Here is a 21957-nt window from a genome sequence, read left to right as displayed (position 1 = left end):
TATGTTGAAATCAAAACTACAGAATTTATTATCAATTAATACTCTAAAAAATGGTCACTACCAAATATTAGCCGGGCCGATGCTTATTTTATTGATCCTGTCGATGATGGTACTGCCTTTACCAGCCTTTATTTTGGATCTATTTTTTACCTTTAATATCGCTTTATCCATTATTATTTTAATTGTGGCGCTATTTACTAAGCGTGTTCTTGATTTTGCGGCGTTCCCCACTGTTTTATTATTTGCCACTTTATTACGTTTATCTTTAAACGTTGCCTCAACTCGTGTTGTATTATTAAAAGGACATACCGGTAGTGCAGCTGCTGGGCGGGTCATTGAGGCATTCGGGCATTTTTTAGTAGGCGGTAATTTTGCAATCGGTATTGTTGTCTTTATTATTTTAGTCATAATTAACTTTATGGTTATTACCAAAGGCGCTGGTCGTATAGCAGAGGTTGGGGCGCGTTTTGCCTTAGACGGTATGCCGGGTAAACAAATGGCGATAGATGCCGATCTCAATGCCGGCTTAATTAACGAAGACGAAGCCAAATCCCGACGAGCTGAGGTAACTCAAGAAGCCGATTTTTATGGCTCAATGGATGGGGCAAGTAAATTTGTCCGTGGTGATGCGATTGCTGGCCTACTCATCATGGCAATCACCATTATTGGTGGCCTACTCGTTGGTGTTATGCAACACGATATGACGCTATCTGACGCCAGTAAAACTTATGTATTATTAACCATTGGTGATGGTCTGGTTGCCCAAATACCGTCGCTGATTATTTCAACCGCAGCGGGTGTGATTGTTACACGTGTTTCATCACAAGAAAATATCAGTGAACAGATGCTCAATCAACTATTTAATAATCCACAAGTTTTAATCTTAACAGCGGTTGTGATTGGTTTACTTGGATTAATTCCCGGCATGCCAAATATGGTTTTTTTAATCTTCACTGCATTTTTATCACTTATTGCATGGTGGTTAACTAAACAGCAAAAGGCAAAACCGAAAAGTACCACCTTAAACACTGATGCACCAGCTACAACGCCAGCAAATAACGAAGCAAGTTGGTCTGATGTCAATATTGAGGATACATTGGCAATGGAAGTCGGTTATGGGCTGATTCCAATGGTTGATCAAACACAAAATGGTGAATTATTAGGACGAATCCGTAGCCTACGCAAAAAGTTTGCCCAAACATTTGGCTTTTTGCCGCCACAAGTCCATATCCGTGACAATCTTTCTTTAGCTCCTTATCAATATAAAATATTTATCAAAGGCGGAGAAATCGGTAAAGGGGAGATAATGAATAATAAATGGCTTGCGATCAATCCCGGTAATGTTACAGATAGCATCGAAGGTATCGCAACCACTGAACCTGCTTTTGGATTACCGGCAATTTGGATAGATGAAAACAATAAAGAAAATGCCCAAATTTTAGGTTATACCGTAGTGGATACTAGCACCATGATTGCAACTCATTTCAATCATTTATTACAACAATTTGCCAGTGAACTACTCGGGCGTTTAGAAACTCAAGAATTACTTGAACGCATAAAACAAGAAGTGCCCAAACTTATCGAAGACTTTATTCCGGGCGTGGTGTCTTTAACGACATTTCACAAAGTTCTACAAAATCTAATAGCGGAAAAAGTATCAATTCGTGACATGCGAACAATTATTGAAACAATAAGTGAACATGCACCAAACCAAAATGATGCTTATCAGTTACTGAGCATTGTTAGAATCGCTTTAGGAAGAGTTATTACTCAACAATGGTTTCCCGGTACAGATCCAATTAATGTCATTGGACTGAATGTCAATTTAGAACGTTTGTTATTACAAGCAATGCAAAACACTAACAACGTTGAACCGGGATTAGCCGAACATATTATTCAACAAGTCCAGCAAGCAATTAATCAACAAGAAGCAATCGGTGCTCCGCCGGTATTATTAGTTAATCACACATTAAGACCAATGCTATCGCAATTTTTAAGACCAAGCTTTCCACAGCTAGCGGTATTATCAAATTTAGAAATTACGGATAATAGAGAGATTAAAATGACAACGCAACTTGGGGATGATAGTTAATAAATTATCTGTTAAAACCTTACATAAAATGAAACAATATTGAATGTAAGGTTTACCCTATATATTACTCAGCCACTACCGTAAAACGTTGCTTAATATGTTTGGCATTTTCAGCTTCATCGATCATGGCAATAGCATAATCGGCATAACTGATCCGGCTTTGTCCTTGCGAATTGAACAAGACCTGCTCATTACCGGCTTTATAGTGACCTGTTCTTGCTCCGTCGGCAATAAACTCAATCGCAGGGCTTAAGTAAGTCCAGTTTACATCCTGACATTTTTTAAGCTCATCTAGTGCTTTGGCCATATTATTGGCTAACGGTTTAAATTCTTCGGGAAATTCTGGGGTATCAACTAAACGAATAGTGTGTTGTGGATTAACATATAAACTACCGGCACCGCCAACGACTAATAAACGATTAGGTTTACCGCTTAAAATATCAGTAAGATGTTTTAAACTGGTTTGATGTTGAGGCAGTGATTCAAGACTCCATGTGGCAAATGCATCAACAATCACATCAAAAGGTTTCAAATCTTCATAAGTAAGTTCGAACAGATCTTTAACGAGAACTTTTGCATTAGGATCGACATGCGCATTTGGATTACGAACAATCGCCGTCACATCATGCCCACGCGCAATTGCTTCTTTAACGATTAAACTACCTGATTTACCACTCGCACCAATGACCGCAATTTTCATGGTCTACTCCTTTAATATTATCAAAATAAAATTTTGGTTAACACTTTTTGACTTAACATGTTGATCAAAAAACGAATATATTTAGATTAATATTCAAAGTTTCCATTGTAAAGTAGGTACCATATAGTAATATAGTATCTATTTAGTAACTATTGTTGAATTTTAAGGAAATTATCAGCGTGTTAAGTAATGAAAATTTACCACCCTGCCCGGTTGAAACCACATTAATGCTAATGGGCGATAAATGGAAAGTCTTAATTGTTCGTGATTTATTAACAGGTACAAAACGCTTTGGTGAATTAAAAAAATCACTTAATGGTGTGTCACAGAAAGTATTAACTCAACATCTAAGAACAATGGAAAAAAACGGCTTAGTCAGCCGCAAAGTCTATGCCCAAGTACCACCTAAAGTTGAATACACATTGACCGATGTCGGGCAAAGTTTAAAACAAGTGCATGACGCTATGTTGGCGTGGGGAAGTGCTTATCAATTAAAACAGGGTAAAAAGTAGGTTTTAGTGATAAAAAGTTTTTTCTATCTATGCATAAGTAATGTTAGCAAATTGATAGCATGATTTTCATTAAGCAAAAAATGATGGCTAATTAGCATCAAATTTAGAACAAATGAAATAAAATTCATCCGGTTTTGAGTCTTTATCCTGACCAATAACGATTGTATCTGGGTAAAGATTGTTGTCGGTAATAGGGGTAATTTCCTTTCGGAATATGTCTGTATCATTCAAAGGAATAGGTTCTTCACAGCTGCGTAATATAGGGTTAACCTCAATCAATTTAGCGAACTTGTGCATATCACCTTTGGCTTTAGCATAAAAAGAAGTGATGAAATTATCGCTTTCATAACGAATCATATTCACCCATACATTCTTGACTTTGATAGGTTGCTCAAAATGGTATTCGATTTCAGTTATACTATCTTGTTTTTTGTTTTTTATAGTAATTTTTTGTTTTTCAAGTTCAGCGATGATCTTTTTATCTTCTATGGCAAAAGGCTTTAACTGACATAATAAAGCTGATCTAAATTGTTCTGTTATGGTTGTATTCTTCGTGTCATCACTAGAGGCATATCCAGATAAACTCAACAAAAACAGAGCGGAAGTGTAAGTCAAAAGTAAATGTAATTTTTTCATGTCTAATGGCTTTTAGTAAAGTTACAGATTGAGTTAAATTGTATTACCAAGAACTTGTCAAACTTTAATCTAATTCTACCACTGAATTTAAATAAAATATAAGCAATATTGCATATATTTAAATATCAACCAACCTGCCACCATATCGCAATTTTGTTAAAACTATATTACTATAATTTAATTGATCTTTATTCAGTAAATTTATTATGAGCAAGTCATTGAGCCATTTAACCATTAAAGATATTGCTAAACTTAGTGGTGTAAGCAAATCAACGGTTTCAAGAGTAATTAACCATGATCCTATGGTGAAAGAGGCAACACGTAATAAAGTCAATGCCATTATTGAACAGTATCAATTTACGCCCTCCAAATCAGCTAGAGCAATGCGAGGTTATGGTAATAAAGTGATTGGTATTATTGTCACTCGGCTTGATTCAATGTCTGAAAATCAAGCTGTTCGAAGTATGCTACCTATTTTTTACCAATCTGGCTATGACCCAATAATCATTGAAAGCCAATTTTGTGTTACAAAGGTATCGGAACATCTTTCCATGTTAAATGAGAAACAAGCTGACGGAGTAATCATTTTTGCTTTCAACGGGCTTGAACACTCATTATTATCATTTTGGCAACGCAAATGTGTCATCATAGCAAGATCTTTTTCTAACTATAATTGTATTTGTTATGATGATACGGGTGCAGTAATTAAGCTACTTAACCATTTATATTTTGAAAAAAAATTTAAAGACATTGCTTTTATTGGTGTCGAGCAACAAGATCAAACTACAGGCGCATTACGTTACCAAGCTTATCTTGATTTTTGCCATAAACAGCAACTTTTACCTAATGCCGCTTTAAGCAAATTGAGTTACCGCTCCGGTTATGATCTTGCCGCATCCGTGTTAAAAAAATCACCGTGCGCTATTATTTGTGCGACAGACAGTATTGCTTTAGGTTTAAACAAATATTTAGCCGAAAATCAGTTAAAACATATTGTCGTTGCGAGTGTTGGTAATAGTGAACTACTTCAATTCTTATTTGCTAATACTTTAGTGGTTGAGCTAGGGTTTGATAAAGCAGGCACTTATGCTGCGCAAGAATTACTGGCTATGTTAAAAGGTAAAGTTGAATATAAAACCATTACTGTGACATCTTGTTTATTTAACACGTCAAAATAGACTTATCTCCCCCAAATATTAATAAAAATGTGAATTGAATCACAAAAAGGGAACGTTCCCATTTATTAGTTATCAAATTCATTTTATGCTTAAACCCTATCATAAAATAGCCACATTATTGATCACATTAAAAATGTACAAGTGCAAAAGAAAAGGAGGCCTGCTATGGCTAAAGATTCCAATATCACAACAGAATCAATTATGCAGTTAATTGAATTTGTTGGTGGGAAACATAATGTTGCCAGTGTTAGCCATTGTTTAACTCGGCTCAGATTTGCTTTAGCAGATCCTAAATTAGCCAATATCGAAGCAATTGAAGAGCTGCCTTTTGTGAAAGGCTGTTTTAGTAATGCCGGACAATTTCAAGTCATTATCGGCACAAATGTTGATAGCTATTACAAAGTGCTTATTGAACAATTAAATTTAGATGAAGCCAACAAAGAGCAAACAAAGGCTGCAGCTAAGCAAAATATGTCATGGTTTGAACGGTTAATCTCAAATTTAGCTGAAATTTTTGTCCCATTATTACCCGCACTGATTGCGGGCGGCTTATTACTTGGCTTGCGTAATGTGATTGGTGACATGCCAACTATCAACGATAAACCGCTTACTGACACTTATACTTGGTTGGTACCTATTCATAGTTTTCTTTGGTTACTGTGTGAAGCGATTTTCAATTTTCTACCGGTAGCCATATGTTGGTCTACAGTCAAAAAAATGGGCGGTTCCCCTGTGTTAGGGATCGTTTTAGGGATAACATTGGTTTCCCCACAACTGATGACTGCTTATAATCTAGGGAAAATCGTTCCCGAAGTGTGGGATTTTGGTTGGTTTACTATTGCTAAAGTTGGTTATCAGGCACAAGTTATACCGTCAATTTTTGCCGGTTTAGCGTTAGGATGGATTGAAACTCGATTACGTAGAATTGTCCCTAATTACCTAACTTTAGTGATTGTCCCAATCGTATCACTACTATTAGCCGTCGTCCTTGCACATTTTCTTTTAGGACCAATCGGACGAATGTTAGGCAATGGTATTGCTTATGTGGTTAAATATTTAATGACTGGTGATTATGCCTTCATTGGCTCGGCAATTTTTGGATTCTTTTATGCTCCGTTGGTTATTACTGGAATTCACCATACTACATTAGCTATCGATATGCAGATGACAGAAAGTATGGGCGGTACACCGATTTGGCCAATCATTGCCTTATCTAATATTGCTCAAGCCTCAGCCGTTGTTGGCATCATTCTAATCAGTAAAAAACATAATGAGCGCGAAGTTTCCATACCTGCGGCAATATCAGGTTACCTAGGTGTAACTGAGCCAGCTATGTACGGTATCAATTTACGCTATAAATTCCCAATGTTCTGCGCCATGATTGGAGCTGCTAGTGCTGGGTTAATCTGTGGTTTATATGGTGTGTTATCAAATGGTATTGGTGTCGGCGGATTACCTGGCATCTTATCGATTCAACCCGTTTATTGGGGAATTTATGCCTTAGCTATGTTGGTGGCAATAGTTGTGCCAATTATTTTAACAGCAGCTGTTTATAAATTGAAATTGAAAAAAGGCACATTAGAGATTCGCTAAACACGATTTAATAACCGTTAACCATTCGATTACTGAATGGTTAATTCATGTCAGATTAAACATAAAGAGCAAACAATGAATACGAACGAAATCCCTTGGTGGCAAAATGGTACTATTTATCAAATCTATCCCAAAAGCTTTCAAGCCAGTGGTGCAAGTTCAACGGGGGATTTATTAGGTATTATAAGTCGATTAGATTATCTTAAAAATCTGGGAATTAGTGCGATTTGGTTAACGCCAATTTATCCTTCTCCGCAAGTTGATAATGGTTATGATGTATCAGATTATTATGATATCGATCCAGCTTATGGCACGATGCACGACTTTGAATTATTGGTGAAGCAGGCGCATGAACGTGATATCCGGATTATGATGGATATGGTATTTAACCATACTTCAACACAGCATCCTTGGTTTAAATCGGCTTTAGATAAAAACAGTCCATTTCGATCGTTTTATATTTGGAAAGACGCCAAAGCTGACGGCTCAGAACCTAACAATTGGCGGTCAAAATTTGGCGGCAAAGCCTGGCAGTGGCATGAGCAATCTAAACAATACTATTTACACCTGTTTGCAAAACAGCAAGCCGATCTCAATTGGGAAAATCCAACCGTTCGCCAAGAGATTAAAAATGTCTGTCAATTTTGGGCGGATAAAGGCGTCGATGCATTAAGGCTTGATGTGATTAATTTAGTCTCTAAACAGCAAGACTTTCCGGATGACGTGCAAGGTGACGGAAGAATATATTATACGGACGGCCCGAAAATACACGAATTTTTGCAAGAGATAAGCCGAGAGGTTTTTCAACCTAATGGTTTAAAAACAGTGGGGGAAATGTCGTCTACTACGCTTGCAAACTGTCAAAAATATGCCGCATTGGATGGCAAAGAGTTGACCATGACGTTTAATTTTCATCATTTAAAAATTGATTATCCAAATGGGGAAAAATGGACGCTGGCTAAACCTGATTTACTTGAACTCAAAAAGATACTTGGCTATTGGCAAGTGGGTATGCACGGTAAAGCGTGGAATGCGATTTTCTGGTGTAATCACGATCAACCTCGCATTGTGTCACGTTTAGGTAATGAAGACCAATACCACAGCGAATCGGCCAAAATGCTGGCAATGATTCTTTATGGACTACAAGGCACGCCGTATCTTTATCAAGGTGAAGAGATTGGGATGACCAATCCCCATTTTACCCATATTTCGCAATATAAAGATGTGGAAAGTCTTAACATCTATCAAGAAAAAATTGCCGAAGGTGTGTCAGAGTCTGATATGTTAGCGATTCTTGCCAGTAAATCACGGGACAATAGCCGAACACCAATGCAATGGGACAACACCGCCCACGCCGGATTTAGTCAAGGTAAACCTTGGATTGAGGTGGCAAACAATTACGCGAAAATCAATGTGAAGGCAGCACTTGACGATCCTAATTCCATTTTTTATTGCTATCAAACTTTAATCAAATTACGCAAAACATACCCGATCTTTATTTTCGGTGACTATCAAGATCTAACGCCTGATAATGCTGATTGTTGGTATTATATCAGACATTGGAATAATCAAACGTTACTTGTGATAGCCAATCTGACCGAAAATAGGGTTAAATGGCAATTGTCTAAAGCATTAGAAAATAGTTCTTGGCAAAAGTTGTTGAGTAATTACCAAAATGAAACAACGTTAAAATCGGAATTAACATTGCAACCTTACGAAGCGATGTATTTTCTATTGAACGAAGATTAATAATTTTAACTATTGGCTTTTAATAAAAGTCTGTAACAGCGTAATCAATAAAGATTACGCTGTTTAATCTCATCATACCGACTAATATTGATACAACGACTCTCGCATGTTAACCAAAATCTGTAATACCTTAGCTGAATCAGGTTGTTCAGGTAGTGATGATATTAGTGATGCGGTTTCAATGTCAGCCAGTAATGATTCGGCCATATTTATAATCTCATCATAGCTTAATTGACCATTTTTAATGGCGAGCAGTTCATCACGATTAGCGCATTTATTGGTAATGGTGCCTTTGGTCATTATTTCGTGAGCAACTTGTAATAAGCGAATGGTATGCATCATATTTTTAGCATCAAAATCATTACCATTTTCAATATTGCTACGATAACGCTGCTCATTACGTTCGGCAACCCATTGCCAGTAAGCCTTATAATCACGACAATGCGATGAAAAACCATCACGATTAAAACTTAAGTAAGCATTTACTGGGGTGCCTTCTTTCACCAACGACAAGCACAGTTCAGTCGAATCATCATGCTGAATAATGCCATGATAACCGCAATCTCCCGATGCATCATAAAAAAGTGCATATAAATCTCGACTATGTGGCACATTCACTAAACCACATAAGTGTTGATCAAGATGCTTTTCATTTAACCAATTGGTGAGAGGATAAGCATGCTGACCTTGAATGATATAACAAAAATCAAGGACTGTTTTACGTTTCACCTCAACGGGATTATTAATTTTTTTATTCAATCCTTTGGCTTTTTTAATTTGTGACATGGCATAGTGAGCAAAGGTTTGTTTAGTTTGCTGAGATAGAAATAGATCAAGGGTTAACTGCTGCATTATCGGATGTTGATATAAAATACAGTCTGGTGCAGAAGCCAATACTTCTAAAATATTCGGATTATTTTTTAGTAATAACTCGACAAAGCGTCCTAATTCATAATAGACAATATCATTGGTTTCATTACTAATTAGCGGAATATACTCCAGTCCATAAAATTTATCTTTAGGTAAATAAAACACTCCTTTGATATCCGTATCCGATGTTTCGGTAGCTAATCCGAATGAACGACTACCACTAATCACTTCAAACAAAATAAGATTTTGGGCTTTTAAATCATCAATTGTCATTAAGTCTCCCTCAACGCTATTTTAAAGTCATTAATGTTTGCCTAAAAAATTGATCTAATTTATCTGCATTAAAATGTTGTTCGCAGATAGATTGAACTTGTTCAGAGATATCAATCATTGATTGTTCAATAAACAACAAGATTTCTGGCGCAATGGTAATCGGCGCTGATTCCACCATGGTTGCTTTTAATGTAATAATATCATTAATTTGCTGGCGCAAACTGTCCGGTAACAACGTTAATAACGGAATGATTGACATGGGCGCAATTTGCCGTTTTTCTAGGCACCATTCAGCACACAATAGTGGTCTTAGCACATAAAACAGTTTTTTTATGCCAATCTGCTGCCCATCAAGATTTTGTAAGGCACTTTTGGCAATACCTAAATAGTGATAAATATTACCACGCGCATTAAAAAAGTGGGCACACAGTTGCCACAGTTGACCTGCAATGGCTTCATTTTGATGATAAATAATTGGAGATTGTAGCCATTCAAATGGTGTGGTGTTGGACTTACGTATTAACTGTAACGTCTTTTTCAGATCCCAACCTTGTAAATCCAATTCATCATCTACAGGAAAAGTTAAATGTGATGAAGGATTATCAATAGCTAAATACTTATCCAACGGATGAACGTAAATAAAACGCACATCATAATCACTATTTGGCGAGGGAAATCCCCACGCCCGACTACCCGACTCACAAGCGTATAAAATATGGATATGATATTGTTTTTCTAATTCAGTAATTTTTTGTTTTATTCGCCGTTCCATTTTAACTATTCCTTAATTTTGACACACTTTATTCATTATCATTGATAATCAATTAATTAACCATGACTATTTATGATAAAAAGCTTCAAATCTGAAATCATTTTAACCAAAAACGGGCTGTAACTTTTTTTAGCATTAAAGTGTTGTATTTAAAATAAAATCCACTCTAGCCATCAACTCATAATTTTTGATCTTAATAGAAAGTATATGCGACAATATCGAGGACAAGGAGAATTTTTTATGATGATGGACGCATCCTATTCAATAGAACAATGTGTAAAATACCACACACAAAATGTTGTTTATGTTTCTCAACCAGAAATCACATTAACACAAGATCAAGCGCTGAATATTAAAAAAAGAATGATTAATGGTAATTATGCAATTGCTCCTTTTTATTTCCCATATGATGCATATGCCATTTCATCTGTTTTAGATGAATATGGTCTACAAGGACTTTATTATATGCCTGGCTCTTTAGAAGAAGCGGTAAAAGAGATTGAAGATAAAAAAGGACAAGTTAGTGAAAATAATTAATTTAGTAATTATCGTTTTATTTAATTTTATCGGTGCCTATCTAAGTTACCAATGGTGTTATTCAATAATTATAAGAAAACATCATCGTTTACCACCAGAATTATATTATTTGATATGTTATGGTTTGTGTTATTTCTGTTTTATTCTGATTTCAATCTTTCTTTTAAATAAAATAAAAAGACCGATGACTTTAGTGATTTTCGGCGTGCCAATTGGTATTATAATTCCCGCAATGCCGCCTATTGTCCCAATGTTAGTAATGGAAGATACGAATAAATTTGCTTTTAATCTAGATTTTATTATGGGGATGTTAGGTATCACATCAATGATAACCCTTAATTTTATAATCTATCCGGCAATTTTATTATGCTGTCATTATTCTATCGGTGGGATACAAAAAATATTAAGTAAGATTGTGTTGAAGCAATAATTAATTGTCCGAACTTACTAACAAAAAATCTTCAATCACTTTAAATATTAGTGAGACCCAATGATTTACCTTGTTGTTATTGAATATTTTATGTTTATTAAATAAATAAATAGATATCAACTGAGTATTGTTTACTTTGAAAATAAGTAATATGTAGAATAATACAGCGCTTATAAGGACAATATGGTAAGTGATACTTAGTTATTTACAATCTTTTAATTTTTTGCAAAATCAATTCCAATTTTGACAATAATGTCTAATAAGCTGATTACAATCATCATGGTGATTAGTTCTAAGGCAAAATAAATACACACAAATATAGTTTATATACCTAGTGTGGTGGTTATTAATTTGTTTTTTTATTGATTTGAATTGAGTTTTTTAATTATTAATGAAGTAAATTTAGCTAACCAATTTTCATATTTTAAAACATGTCCAATTAGTCCTCTAACATTCGCAATATCAAAAATTGCATATAAAATGTAATCATCAGGTATTTGTGTGTGCCCATAGACCTTTTTTATATCTTTAGGTGTATTTGTCATAAATACAAATGCATCTTGATTAGGAATTCTTTTACATGCAAAATGAGCAAAAACATTTCTAATAGTTCTACGCAACTTTATTTCGGTCAAATTTTCTGTAGCTTCAAATTTTTGTTCTTCTTCCAAATTGAGTTGATCTAAACAATTGATAAATTTATCAATCAAATTAGGAATGTCTTGTCTTTCTTTTTTATCAAAGATTAACAATGCTTTATTTTTAAGTAGGATAATACAACGCTGAATATTTAAATCTATAAAATTATAAGTTTGTATATACATACCTAATAATCTAAAATCTTCATTTGTTAAATTTTCAAGTTCATCCACTTGAAAATTTCTGAATTTTTCTTCAAGAAAAATCATTTTATCTGTTCTAAATTCAGATGGTAATGCCATTCAATCTCCTGTTAGTAATCCTAATTCTATCTGTATTATACTTTTAGGAATATTGTTTGTGAAACTATTACTCTAAATACACTAACACATTATAATTAGGAAATAAAATTAAATAATAGTTATTTAAATAAAAGCAATAAAAACGAAAAGATAGATCGTATCACCTAAATAACCCTAACGACTCGCCCCTATACTTCAAATCCGGCTGTTTAATCCACTGCTGGGCATCAATAATCGCCAGCTCTCGAGCATTTTGTTGTTTGGTGATGTCGAGAACGTGATTAGCGGCATTGGCAGCGAGTTCAAAGGCGGTTAATTGGGATTGTCCATTGACTAAATGGGCAGTAAACAGGCTACAAATTAAATCGCCCACGCCTAATGGACGGTGTGGAAAATCATATAATGGTCGAGCCAGATGATAGCTTTGTGATGGTGTGGCTAAAATCATTTCAAATAATTCAGTCGTTTTACCGGCATGCAGCAGATTTTTAACCAATATGGCTTGAATCGGCTTATTTTGCAGTGTTTTTATCGCGTTAAGCACATCGTTAAAGGTTTTGATTTCCAGATTCGATAATATCTGTAACTCCAATAAATTTGGCGTGATATAGTCAGCGTATTTGATTGCTTGCTTAGTGAAGAAATCAATAATATTTTGTGGTAAGGAACTGCCTTTATTGATGTCGCCCCCCATCACCGGATCGCAAACATAAATCGCATTAGGATTATAAAATTTTATCTTTTTTACGGCCTCAAGGATCTCTTCACCTTGTTCGGCAAGTCCAATATAGCCCGAAATAATGGCGTCAATGGATGACAATACGCCAATTTTTTCCAAACTATTGACGATTCGAGTAATTTGCTGAGCGCCCAGCACAATGCCGTCATAATGTGGATAAACCGTATTACTCGATAACTGAACGGTGTGAATTGGCATCACTTCGACACCTTGCAATTGCATCGCTAGTGTCGCCACTTTATTACCGGCATAACCATAAACAACATTGGACTGAATTGATAAAACAGTTTTCATATATAGACCTTATTATTCATCATAATAACGATATTTGCTTAACAAGTAGATGCAGATAATGGATATCAGTGCTAAACCGCAATAAAATAAGGCTAAGGGTAACCAAAAACTTTTGAAGGTATAAATAACATAACCACCTATCATTGGAATTAAGCTACCAAAAATAGCCGCACATCCTTGATAACTCATTGATAACCCAGTATAGCGCATTCTGGCAGGGAAAATACGGCTCAAATACCCAGCTATTACACCATAAAAGCCGCTGTAGCAAATCACATTTAGCGAAATCCCAATAATAAAACTGGTTTTTGTGCCTGAATTTATAATCGGGAATAACAAGAATACCGATGCCATTGCCAATATTGCTGTACAAATCAAAAAGCGTGTTGCCGAGAATTTTTCTGACCAATAAGAGATAAACGGTTGAGCAACAAAATGGACAATAGCGATCCAAAACAGTGCATCAACTATCACTGATTTTTCGACACCAAGTACCAAAGTAGTATAACCAATCATTAAGGTATTGGAAAAGATACCGCTAAATGACAGCACATTAGCACCAATCGCTAATATTAATAATGGCAATGCTTTTTTAAATACTTCAATAATCGGTGCTGACTCTTGCTTTAAGTCCGCTTGTTTTTTAGATGCTTCAACAAAAACCGGCGATTCGGTTAACGTCACTCTAGCAATAATGCCAATAATTAACAAAATCGCACTGGCTAAAAAAGGAATACGCCAATAACCGCTATCAATCAGTTCATTAACAGGTAAACGAATAATATAAGAAAAAACCAGTAATGCTAAAATATTGCCTGCTGGGCTTCCCCACTGAGCAAAGGATGAAAAGAAGTTTTTCAATCCTTTCGGCGCATGTTCATTAGTCATCAATACGGCACCACCCCACTCACCACCAACAGCAACACCTTGTAAAACTCGCAACGCAACCAATAACGTTGGTGCCAAAATACCTGCTTGTTGATAAGACGGTAATAACCCAACAAAAGTGGTCGCCGTCCCCATTAAAAGCAAAGTGATAATAAGTGATTTTTTACGCCCTAAACGGTCACCAATATGCCCAAATAACATTGCACCTAAAGGACGGGATAAAAAACCTACTGCAAAGGTAGCAAATGCCCCTAAAATTTGTACAAACTCGTTATCAGACGGAAAAAATAGCTGACCAAAAATCAATACCGATGCTAACGCATAGATATAAAAATCATACCATTCAATGGTGGTACCGATAAAAGCAGCGAAAGCGACTTTTTTAGCCGATGAATTTGACATAAGCAACCTTGGTTTAACCAATATTTTATGTAAGTGATAACGATGAAACTAGCATAAAATGAGTGATTTCACAATTTGTTATCTGAAAAGGTGGGGTAAAGATTATAATTAAAGGAATGTATCCAGTATTTTATTTATAAGTTTAAATTCTGAATATAAAAATTAAAGTACATTTATATTTACCTAAAACCGCTAAAATTTTACTGGATATAAAATTAATAATTTATTGAATTTAAAGACTCGGCTTAATATTCAATATATCAAGTAAATCCTGCTTAATATATTTTTCACGTTCTAAAACAAATTCTTTGAAATTTTTAAAATCAAGAGATACATTCTCAGATAAATGATGTTGTTTTAAAAAATGATGAATAGCATTTTGGTTATCAAAATTTTGTTCAACCCATGCTTGTAGTGTCATATCTCTTTTTTCAAGATTTTGTGTATTTGGTAATAACCGAATATTAGCAATACGGTCTTTATAATTATCATAGAAAATAGTATCTTCAACTGTAAGTCCTAAAAGACGATAATTAACTTTATTAAAGTGAGATCGAGGATGTAAATGATCTTTGTGATAAATAAAAGTTTGATTAATCGATGGATATAGCAACATTAGTAAAGAGTATGTCTTTTTATCATTGTATTTCAATTCTAATAAAGCATCTAATTCGTCCATATCAAATATGATAGAGCGCTGTCGACCTCTATAATGTTCTGTTATGGATTCTAACGGAAATGAGAAAGGAGACTCTTTTATCAATCGCCTTATAACAGGATAAATCGCATCAGGTGTACCACCAAAAATACCTTTAAGTATAACTTTAGCCAACCACTCTTTAATTTTTTGTCGATCACCTTGATAATGACTTGAAATCAGAAACTTATTGTCATAATTATTATAATAAATATAATTAGCAATAGGTATCACAGCATTATATGTCGTTAAGCTATCACCATTAAAACCAAAGTTTGAAATTAATTTAACAGAAAGAATTATAGCATTACGAATTTTTTCCCAATTTCCTTCTATGATTTTCATATTTTCTTTAGTGAAATTATCCACCTGAAATTTCACATCTAAATCAGATAAAACTAGGCAAGATTTCAATATAAAATCTTTGTTAAAATGAAAAGGGATAGAATTTATGGATGTGCCTATTTGGTTTAAATCATCAACTAAACAATGTATCTCTTCTCGAGCATCTTTTTCCATCCATTGAGCTGTTGCAATGGATAATAAAAGATCTGAATAACTTAATTTAGTTCCTCCACTATTAATCCGAATAAATATTTGTAAAACTTTATCAAGTTTATTATCACTTTCCACATATGCACTAATTGTACCTTTTTGATGAATGATATTATAAAATTCATTTAAAGTTTTTATAGCGTATTCAGACTGACTTTCTGTATATTTAGATGTATCCATCAGCCCTTGTTTCATCAAAAACATTGAAATCTTACTCATATCAGCTAATTCTAGTATTTGGTGACAAGGAAACCAAAAACAATCTTCTGATTCTTTTGTAGCTTCTGATTGAGTTAGAAATTTGAACTCATATTTCATTTCTAATTCATCTGTAAGCCTATAGAATAAGTTTAAATATAATTGTTTCTTAGGATAAGCATGATCATTATCTACGCGATAATAGGGTAATTTGGCTGCATATGTTCCCATAAGACCTATATATAAGGCAGTTAACCGCTGCTGCCCATCTAAGATAGCTGTAATAGATTCTTTGTCTAAATTTTCTACCTTATCATTATGAAACTGATCACGATCATGATAATGTTTTAGGAACTCATAAAACTGAAAATTATTTATACCATCTTTATCAACCCGCCAAAATAAAAATGTACCAATCGGATATCCTCTCATTAAGGAATCAAATAAAACCTCAATTTGACTTTGTCCCCAAACAAATTCACGTTGAATCGATGGTAACAAGTATTCTCTTTGTTGTATATGAGTTAATGCATCTTTGATTGTGATTGGCGTTTGATAATTGGACATTGTTTTACCCTAAGCTAACAACTAATTAATTCTATAATTAGAATAATACTATAATCATATCTAACTTAATTTTAATATAATCTTACTAATATAAAAAGATGAGTATATTCCAGTAACGGATTATTAAATAATAATATTGTATCTAGTACGCTATATGTTAATGAACATTTAGAGGAACTTTTGACTAAATTATTCCTGAAACTCTTTACAAAAATATCTATTATTATTTAATCAATACCGTTAAAAAAATTTATTTAGTTAAAAAACTGAATATTTTAACTAATCTATAATCATTATAAATTTGAAATATGTATTTCAACAAATACATTAATCCAAATGGTAGACATGAGAAACAAGAAATTACACAGAATGATTGAAAAATAAATAAACAACTTTTTTAACTACAATTACAACCGGCAATGAATTAATTATTCAAGCGGACAAACATCTTGTGAAAGACTGTATTATGTACACTGCCAAACAAGAATCAGACAAAAAACTGTCGTTTATTGCGTATAAAGCAAGGAAAACAAACTAACGAGAAGAAAGTTATGACAAAAACTCAATATATGATAATACTGAAAGCTATTCTTAATAGGCACACGCAAGATGCGATTGCGAAGATTAATCATATTAAACAGATTCTGCCCGAAAAAGCTAGATCGGTTGAGGTTGGTATTCATCCCACCCAAGATGAGGAAGGTATATTTTCTATTATGATTCACCTTATCGGACCAGATCTATACGTACTTAATAAAATGATAGAACCTTATCGTGAACTGTTTGGCATAAAATTCATTGATGCTAAATTACAACCAGAAGTGCCTTTATTTGATCCTTATGAAACTCCATTTTCAGTCAATGATTTAATTGTTGAAGTAAGCATTGACTGGCTTAAGCAGATATGGAATTTGTCAGGGGGTATAGGCATACCTGCATATGCATTTGGTGAAGAATACTCTAAATTTGAGGGACTTATCCCCCTAGGTGAGTAAATAAAAATCCAAAGATAAAATTGAAGAGGCCGGTGTAATTGGTTTTAAAAGATGGTATGATATCTTTTTATATTCATTACACCTATTTAGCTTTTCATAAAGGCATACTATTACTGTCTATATTATTCTTGATATTCAGCATAATCATCTAATACGTCATCAGTCATCCGATCTAAGTGTTTTTGTTTACTAAGCTCCTTTAGACTACTGTATGAGATATAACTACAACTTTCTGATAAAGGGCCTTTTTCAAGAAGAGAAAATACTGGTCGTCGGATTTCTTGAAAGACTTTTTCTTGTCGATTATCGGGCGCCACGATATGTAAATTAATATTCATATTCGGTTGTAATGCTAATAAGTCAGCCATACGTAATAAACCCGAGTAAACAGATGTAGTATGTTCTACTTCAAAAGCTCGAACAATTGAGCGACCTTTTAACCAAATTACGTCTATTTGTTCAATGGTACTTAATGTTGCCTCATCGTAATTAAGCGGCAATCTATCTAATAGAACTTCGGTGTTATTTTTCCATTCTTTTAAAACTCTACTGCGATCTGCTTTAGGCAGCCAAATTTTAAGTCCCATACAAGCCCCAATTTGAGCAATTAATGCCTGCATTTTTATTGATTCTCGCACGTCCTGATTTTGTGTTTGCGCTTCATCATCAAATGATTGATCATCATTAGGTACAGAAACCTCAATCACTTTATCCGCTCGGTTAACTGTATGTGTTTTTAATTTTTTCTTATCCAATTCATCTAAAGGATAGGGTATCGCATCATTTGATTGCTTTAATAATGTAGTTGCTAATAATTTACCATCTTTATCATTAAGTTTATTTAAACTGTTTCGTAGTAAGCCTGTCCATGCACTGCTTTTTTTATCATGTGATTTGGTAAACGAAAGTTGTTGCCAAAGTTCATCAACATGAATAGGAATTGTTTCAGCCAACGGTAACCAAACTTTAGTACTAACATGAAAACGAACTGTAAAAGGATCATCTTCATCTAAAAAGATAGGTGTAGAATCGTGAAACGGACCATCGATCACCTCAAGCAAACCACACCAACGAGATAATCGTGTTATATAACAAATTAAAATATCACCAGGCTTAAGCTTATTAGCGAGCCCTTCTTGCCGAATACGAAAACCGGATATTGATTTATCGGAATGCGTGAAAGCATGATAGGTTTCGGGTGAAAATATATTGGTATAGTAAGTCATAAATTACCTATGCTAATTTGAAGATAGTATTTATTAAAAATAGTGTTTATATATTATTTTAGCGCTTTACTCGCTCATATATTTGTTTGGCAAGTCGTTTAACTACTCTTTTTTTCAATTCTAAATTACTCATAACCTTATTACATACTTCTTCATTACCGCTTAATCGTTCTAAAAATAGATCCAGAAGTTTTGTTGATAAAAATTCAGTAAAACTTTCTAAAGAATTAGCTTTAACCGCGTCTTTAATTGATTCATCCGAAAGTGCTGCTTCTTCGATTTGATCAAAAAATAATTGGTCTGCAACAGTAAAATCGGTACCAAATGCTTCATTTAATTCACTAACTAAATGTGAAAGATTTTCAGTAGAATCAGCTCGACCAGTACCAACATCAGTTGAACCTTTCAACTCATTCGCCTCACCATTTCCTAAATCTATACCTTGTTCACTTAATTTCTGTAAACGATAGAATTGTAATACGACAATTTTTGATAAATCAATTTCAATTTCTTTCGTACCTTTAGGTAATTTCTGGAGTAATACCTTTAAATAAGCATAACGTTTTTCATGTTCTGAGTCGGTAAAATCCAGAATTTGAGAAACAAATAAATATAAATTTAAGTAACTTTGTAATTGACTCTTAAATAGTTTTTGTTGTTCTTGTTGGTGAATAGGATCATCTATATGTATCGCTTTATATTTTTCTACTGCACGGTCAATAATACTATTCAATTGGCGATGTTCCTGACCTGTTAATCGACTTCTATCTTTAAACCAAATATTAGCAAATTCATTAATATCGTTTTCAAAATATAATTTCCAACTGTCAAGATCAAATCCTAATTCATTTAATTTTTGTGCATTAGGAATATCGCCAAGTTGTGTTACTTCATAGAAAGGTTTAAAGGCCTTATAAATATCATCATGAGTATTAACAAAATCTAATACAAAAGTATCTTCTTTACCATAAGTACAACGATTTAATCGAGATAGCGTTTGCACCGCATGAATACCAGAAAGCTTTTTATCAACAAACATTGTATGCAATAATGGTTGGTCAAAGCCTGTTTGATATTTTTCAGCAACTAATAATACTTGATAATTATCAGTATCAAATTGCTCAGGTAATTCGGTTTCTTTAAAACCATTCATGCTAGATTCGGTATATTCAACAGCATCAACTTCTAATTTTCCTGAAAAAGCAACTAATGATTTAATGCCCCTGTAGCCTTTCTCTTTGATATATTCATCAAAAGCTAATTTATAGCGCACTGCGTGTTCCCGAGAACTAGTTACCACCATTGCCTTTGCTCGACCACCTATTTTATGGATTGTGACCGTTCGGAAATGCTCAACTATTATTTCGACTTTTTGTTGAATAACACTTGGATGCATGGAAACAAAACGCATCATTAATGCTTTGGTTTTGTTTTTTGCGAGTTCTTTATCTTCACTAGCAATTTTTAATAATTTAAAATATTGTTTATAGGTAGTATAGTTAGCCAGTACATTAAGAATAAAACCTTCTTCAATGGCTTGTTTCATACTGTAATAGTGAAAAGGAGCAAATCCATTTTCCGAAGGCTCATCAAAACAAGCTAACGTTTTCCATTTTGGCGTAGCAGTGAAAGCAAAAAAACTTAAATTAGGTTGTCGGCTACGTTTAGCTGCCTCAATAAACAATCTCTTTCTAGCCTCATCACTTAAATTATCATCGTCTTCGTCATCTAAAAATTCTTGAGCAATTGCTGCTTCGATGCCATCTTTGTTCAAAATTTTACGCAGCTCCATTGCTGTTTCACCACCTTGCGAACTATGTGCTTCATCCACTATGATGGCAAAACGCTTATCGGTTGTTGATAAGTTAATATCAATACCTTTTTTAGCTTGAGTACGAATTGATTTCATGACATAGGGAAATTTTTGAATCGTAGTAATAATAATAGGCACATTTGCTGCCAGCGCATGAGTTAACTGCAAAGTATTTTCATCTATTTTCTGGACTACGCCATCTTTATGTTCAAATTGCACAATCGTTTCTTGTAACTGACGATCTAACACTACTCTATCAGTAATTACAATAATGGAATGGAACACTTTTTCATCACTGTCGTTGTGCATAGAAGCTAAATGATGAGCTAACCAAGCAATGGTATTGGATTTTCCTGAACCAGCTGAATGTTGAATAAGATAATTATGTCCCGCACCATGTGATTTACTGTGTTTGATTAGTTTTCGTACGGCATCGAGTTGATGATAACGTGGAAAGATCATCATTTCTTTGGTTTGATAAATAAAGCCGACATCTGTGCGCACTTTTTTTGATTCAGTACTTAAATGTAAAAAACGCCCAATAATATCCATTAAACTATCTTTCACTAAGATTTCTTGCCAAAGGAAACAAGTACGTACATTATCCTTAACTGGGGGATTGCCTGCTCCATTGTGAAAACCTTTATTAAAAGGAAGAAAATGTGTTTTTTCACCATTTAACTGAGTTGTCATATATATTTCACAGGTATCTACTGCAAAATGAACCAAGGTACGCTTTTTAAACTCATATAATCGACCTTGTGGATTGCGCTGATATTTATATTGATTTATCGCATCATGGACATTCCAGCCTGTTGCCGATAGCTCATTTTTTAGCTCCATAGTGATAATTGGGATGCCATTTAATGACAAAGCAATATCAGGAATTTGTTTATCTTCAGTGTTAATTTGGCGAGTACAAGTTAAAATATTGGCATTATATTGTTGTTGCGTAGTTTTATTAATATTGGTATTCGGTGCAAAGTAAGCCATTTTAATTTTTTTACCAAAACTTTTAAAACCTTGCCGTAATACAGCTAAAGATCCAAAACTATCAAGTGCGTGAGTAAGATCATTAAGAATATATTCAGCTGCATCACCCTTATAAGCGGAAGTAATCCTTTCCCAAATTTTAGGTTGTGTGGCTTGAATAAAGTTAATCACATCTTGCGGGATTAAAGCTCGTTGAATATCATAGGCTTTCGGTGAGCCTTTTACATAACCACCATCTGTAATTAGGCTTCGCTCCACTTCCTGTTCAAAATAGTATTCGCTATGCATACCAACCACTCCTTAAAAT

At 34.1% G+C, this 21957-nt stretch carries 18 protein-coding genes; 8 read left to right on the top strand and 10 right to left on the bottom strand.

Annotated elements, in window-relative coordinates; translation table 11 throughout:
* The first annotated feature begins 1 nt into the window (after position 1).
* Complete coding sequence (gene flhA / locus J3U74_RS07840; protein WP_267329337.1) at positions 2 to 2092, top strand: flagellar biosynthesis protein FlhA; 2091 nt, start codon at positions 2 to 4, stop codon at positions 2090 to 2092.
* Between the two features lie 64 nt (positions 2093 to 2156).
* Here flhA and J3U74_RS07835 read toward each other — a convergent pair whose 3' ends face one another.
* Positions 2157 to 2792 (bottom strand): NAD(P)-dependent oxidoreductase, encoded by a 636-nt coding sequence (locus tag J3U74_RS07835; RefSeq protein WP_267329336.1) that lies wholly within the window; start codon positions 2790 to 2792, stop codon positions 2157 to 2159.
* A gap of 227 nt (positions 2793 to 3019) precedes the next feature.
* Between J3U74_RS07835 and J3U74_RS07830 the strand changes: the two genes are divergently transcribed.
* The gene (locus J3U74_RS07830; RefSeq protein ID WP_220219668.1) at positions 3020 to 3304 is read left to right on the top strand and encodes a winged helix-turn-helix transcriptional regulator; all 285 of its coding nucleotides are present in this window, start codon (positions 3020 to 3022) and stop codon (positions 3302 to 3304) included.
* 87 nt (positions 3305 to 3391) lie between these two features.
* On the opposite strand, the gene J3U74_RS07825 is transcribed toward J3U74_RS07830, so the two are convergent.
* Positions 3392 to 3940 carry a hypothetical protein gene (locus tag J3U74_RS07825; protein WP_267329335.1) on the bottom strand — a complete coding sequence of 183 codons (549 nt, stop codon included), beginning with the start codon at positions 3938 to 3940 and terminating at the stop codon, positions 3392 to 3394.
* 206 nt (positions 3941 to 4146) lie between these two features.
* Between J3U74_RS07825 and treR the strand changes: the two genes are divergently transcribed.
* From treR to treC, 3 genes are all read left to right on the top strand, one after another.
* Positions 4147 to 5118, top strand: coding sequence for a trehalose operon repressor TreR (treR, locus tag J3U74_RS07820; protein WP_267329334.1), 972 nt, complete (start codon positions 4147 to 4149; stop codon positions 5116 to 5118).
* Positions 5119 to 5283: 165 nt separating this feature from the next.
* Positions 5284 to 6711, top strand: a complete 1428-nt coding sequence (treB, locus tag J3U74_RS07815; protein WP_267329333.1) for a PTS trehalose transporter subunit IIBC — start codon at positions 5284 to 5286, stop codon at positions 6709 to 6711.
* Positions 6712 to 6786: 75 nt separating this feature from the next.
* On the top strand, positions 6787 to 8460 hold the full coding sequence (gene treC / locus J3U74_RS07810; RefSeq protein ID WP_267329332.1) for an alpha,alpha-phosphotrehalase: 1674 nt from the start codon (positions 6787 to 6789) through the stop codon (positions 8458 to 8460).
* Between the two features lie 81 nt (positions 8461 to 8541).
* Here treC and J3U74_RS07805 read toward each other — a convergent pair whose 3' ends face one another.
* Together J3U74_RS07805 and J3U74_RS07800 are read right to left on the bottom strand one after the other, a co-directional pair.
* Positions 8542 to 9603: a DNA polymerase beta superfamily protein gene (locus J3U74_RS07805; protein WP_267329331.1), complete on the bottom strand. Its 1062-nt coding sequence runs from the start codon at positions 9601 to 9603 to the stop codon at positions 8542 to 8544.
* A 16-nt stretch (positions 9604 to 9619) separates the two neighbouring features.
* Positions 9620 to 10375, bottom strand: coding sequence for a nucleotidyltransferase domain-containing protein (locus J3U74_RS07800; RefSeq protein ID WP_267329330.1), 756 nt, complete (start codon positions 10373 to 10375; stop codon positions 9620 to 9622).
* 207 nt (positions 10376 to 10582) lie between these two features.
* Between J3U74_RS07800 and J3U74_RS07795 the strand changes: the two genes are divergently transcribed.
* On the top strand, positions 10583 to 10912 hold the full coding sequence (locus tag J3U74_RS07795; RefSeq protein WP_267329329.1) for a hypothetical protein: 330 nt from the start codon (positions 10583 to 10585) through the stop codon (positions 10910 to 10912).
* Entirely contained in the window at positions 10899 to 11342 is a 444-nt protein-coding gene (locus tag J3U74_RS07790; protein ID WP_267329328.1) for a hypothetical protein, read from the top strand. The genes J3U74_RS07795 and J3U74_RS07790 overlap by 14 nt, the downstream gene beginning before the upstream one ends.
* Before the next feature lie 359 nt (positions 11343 to 11701).
* On the opposite strand, the gene J3U74_RS07785 is transcribed toward J3U74_RS07790, so the two are convergent.
* The 4 genes from J3U74_RS07785 to J3U74_RS07770 all read right to left on the bottom strand — a co-directional run bounded on the left by J3U74_RS07785 (position 11702) and on the right by J3U74_RS07770 (position 16623).
* A complete protein-coding gene (locus J3U74_RS07785; protein ID WP_267329327.1) occupies positions 11702 to 12283 on the bottom strand; it encodes a hypothetical protein in 582 nt (193 codons plus the stop codon).
* Between the two features lie 160 nt (positions 12284 to 12443).
* A complete protein-coding gene (gene pdxY / locus J3U74_RS07780; RefSeq protein ID WP_267329326.1) occupies positions 12444 to 13316 on the bottom strand; it encodes a pyridoxal kinase PdxY in 873 nt (290 codons plus the stop codon).
* A 12-nt stretch (positions 13317 to 13328) separates the two neighbouring features.
* Positions 13329 to 14606 carry an MFS transporter gene (locus J3U74_RS07775; protein ID WP_267329325.1) on the bottom strand — a complete coding sequence of 426 codons (1278 nt, stop codon included), beginning with the start codon at positions 14604 to 14606 and terminating at the stop codon, positions 13329 to 13331.
* A gap of 232 nt (positions 14607 to 14838) precedes the next feature.
* The gene (locus J3U74_RS07770; RefSeq protein WP_267329324.1) at positions 14839 to 16623 is read right to left on the bottom strand and encodes a DUF262 domain-containing protein; all 1785 of its coding nucleotides are present in this window, start codon (positions 16621 to 16623) and stop codon (positions 14839 to 14841) included.
* A 551-nt stretch (positions 16624 to 17174) separates the two neighbouring features.
* Between J3U74_RS07770 and J3U74_RS07765 the strand changes: the two genes are divergently transcribed.
* Positions 17175 to 17618, top strand: coding sequence for a DUF6389 family protein (locus J3U74_RS07765; RefSeq protein ID WP_267337969.1), 444 nt, complete (start codon positions 17175 to 17177; stop codon positions 17616 to 17618).
* 122 nt (positions 17619 to 17740) lie between these two features.
* On the opposite strand, the gene J3U74_RS07760 is transcribed toward J3U74_RS07765, so the two are convergent.
* Positions 17741 to 18844 carry a hypothetical protein gene (locus J3U74_RS07760; RefSeq protein ID WP_267328954.1) on the bottom strand — a complete coding sequence of 368 codons (1104 nt, stop codon included), beginning with the start codon at positions 18842 to 18844 and terminating at the stop codon, positions 17741 to 17743.
* Positions 18845 to 18902: 58 nt separating this feature from the next.
* Entirely contained in the window at positions 18903 to 21938 is a 3036-nt protein-coding gene (locus tag J3U74_RS07755; RefSeq protein ID WP_267328953.1) for a type I restriction endonuclease subunit R, read from the bottom strand.
* Between the last annotated feature and the right edge of the window lie 19 nt (positions 21939 to 21957).

It is taken from the genome of Gilliamella sp. B3892, assembly GCF_026536305.1.
Taxonomy (GTDB): Bacteria; Pseudomonadota; Gammaproteobacteria; order Enterobacterales; family Orbaceae; genus Gilliamella.
The sequence above is the reverse complement of the archived record's forward strand: the minus strand, read 5'-3'. Positions and strand labels throughout refer to the sequence as shown.

Coding starts and splice junctions, on each gene's coding strand:
- J3U74_RS07765 (WP_267337969.1), top strand. CDS start 17,175: ATGACAAAAACTCAATATATGATAATACTGAAAGCTATTCTTAATAGG.
- treR (WP_267329334.1), top strand. CDS start 4,147: ATGAGCAAGTCATTGAGCCATTTAACCATTAAAGATATTGCTAAACTT.
- J3U74_RS07770 (WP_267329324.1), bottom strand. CDS start 16,623: ATGTCCAATTATCAAACGCCAATCACAATCAAAGATGCATTAACTCAT.
- J3U74_RS07835 (WP_267329336.1), bottom strand. CDS start 2,792: ATGAAAATTGCGGTCATTGGTGCGAGTGGTAAATCAGGTAGTTTAATC.
- pdxY (WP_267329326.1), bottom strand. CDS start 13,316: ATGAAAACTGTTTTATCAATTCAGTCCAATGTTGTTTATGGTTATGCC.
- J3U74_RS07800 (WP_267329330.1), bottom strand. CDS start 10,375: ATGGAACGGCGAATAAAACAAAAAATTACTGAATTAGAAAAACAATAT.
- J3U74_RS07775 (WP_267329325.1), bottom strand. CDS start 14,606: ATGTCAAATTCATCGGCTAAAAAAGTCGCTTTCGCTGCTTTTATCGGT.
- J3U74_RS07755 (WP_267328953.1), bottom strand. CDS start 21,938: ATGCATAGCGAATACTATTTTGAACAGGAAGTGGAGCGAAGCCTAATT.
- treC (WP_267329332.1), top strand. CDS start 6,787: ATGAATACGAACGAAATCCCTTGGTGGCAAAATGGTACTATTTATCAA.
- J3U74_RS07785 (WP_267329327.1), bottom strand. CDS start 12,283: ATGGCATTACCATCTGAATTTAGAACAGATAAAATGATTTTTCTTGAA.
- flhA (WP_267329337.1), top strand. CDS start 2: ATGTTGAAATCAAAACTACAGAATTTATTATCAATTAATACTCTAAAA.
- J3U74_RS07830 (WP_220219668.1), top strand. CDS start 3,020: ATGCTAATGGGCGATAAATGGAAAGTCTTAATTGTTCGTGATTTATTA.
- J3U74_RS07825 (WP_267329335.1), bottom strand. CDS start 3,940: ATGAAAAAATTACATTTACTTTTGACTTACACTTCCGCTCTGTTTTTG.
- treB (WP_267329333.1), top strand. CDS start 5,284: ATGGCTAAAGATTCCAATATCACAACAGAATCAATTATGCAGTTAATT.
- J3U74_RS07760 (WP_267328954.1), bottom strand. CDS start 18,844: ATGACTTACTATACCAATATATTTTCACCCGAAACCTATCATGCTTTC.
- J3U74_RS07805 (WP_267329331.1), bottom strand. CDS start 9,603: ATGACAATTGATGATTTAAAAGCCCAAAATCTTATTTTGTTTGAAGTG.
- J3U74_RS07795 (WP_267329329.1), top strand. CDS start 10,583: ATGCGACAATATCGAGGACAAGGAGAATTTTTTATGATGATGGACGCA.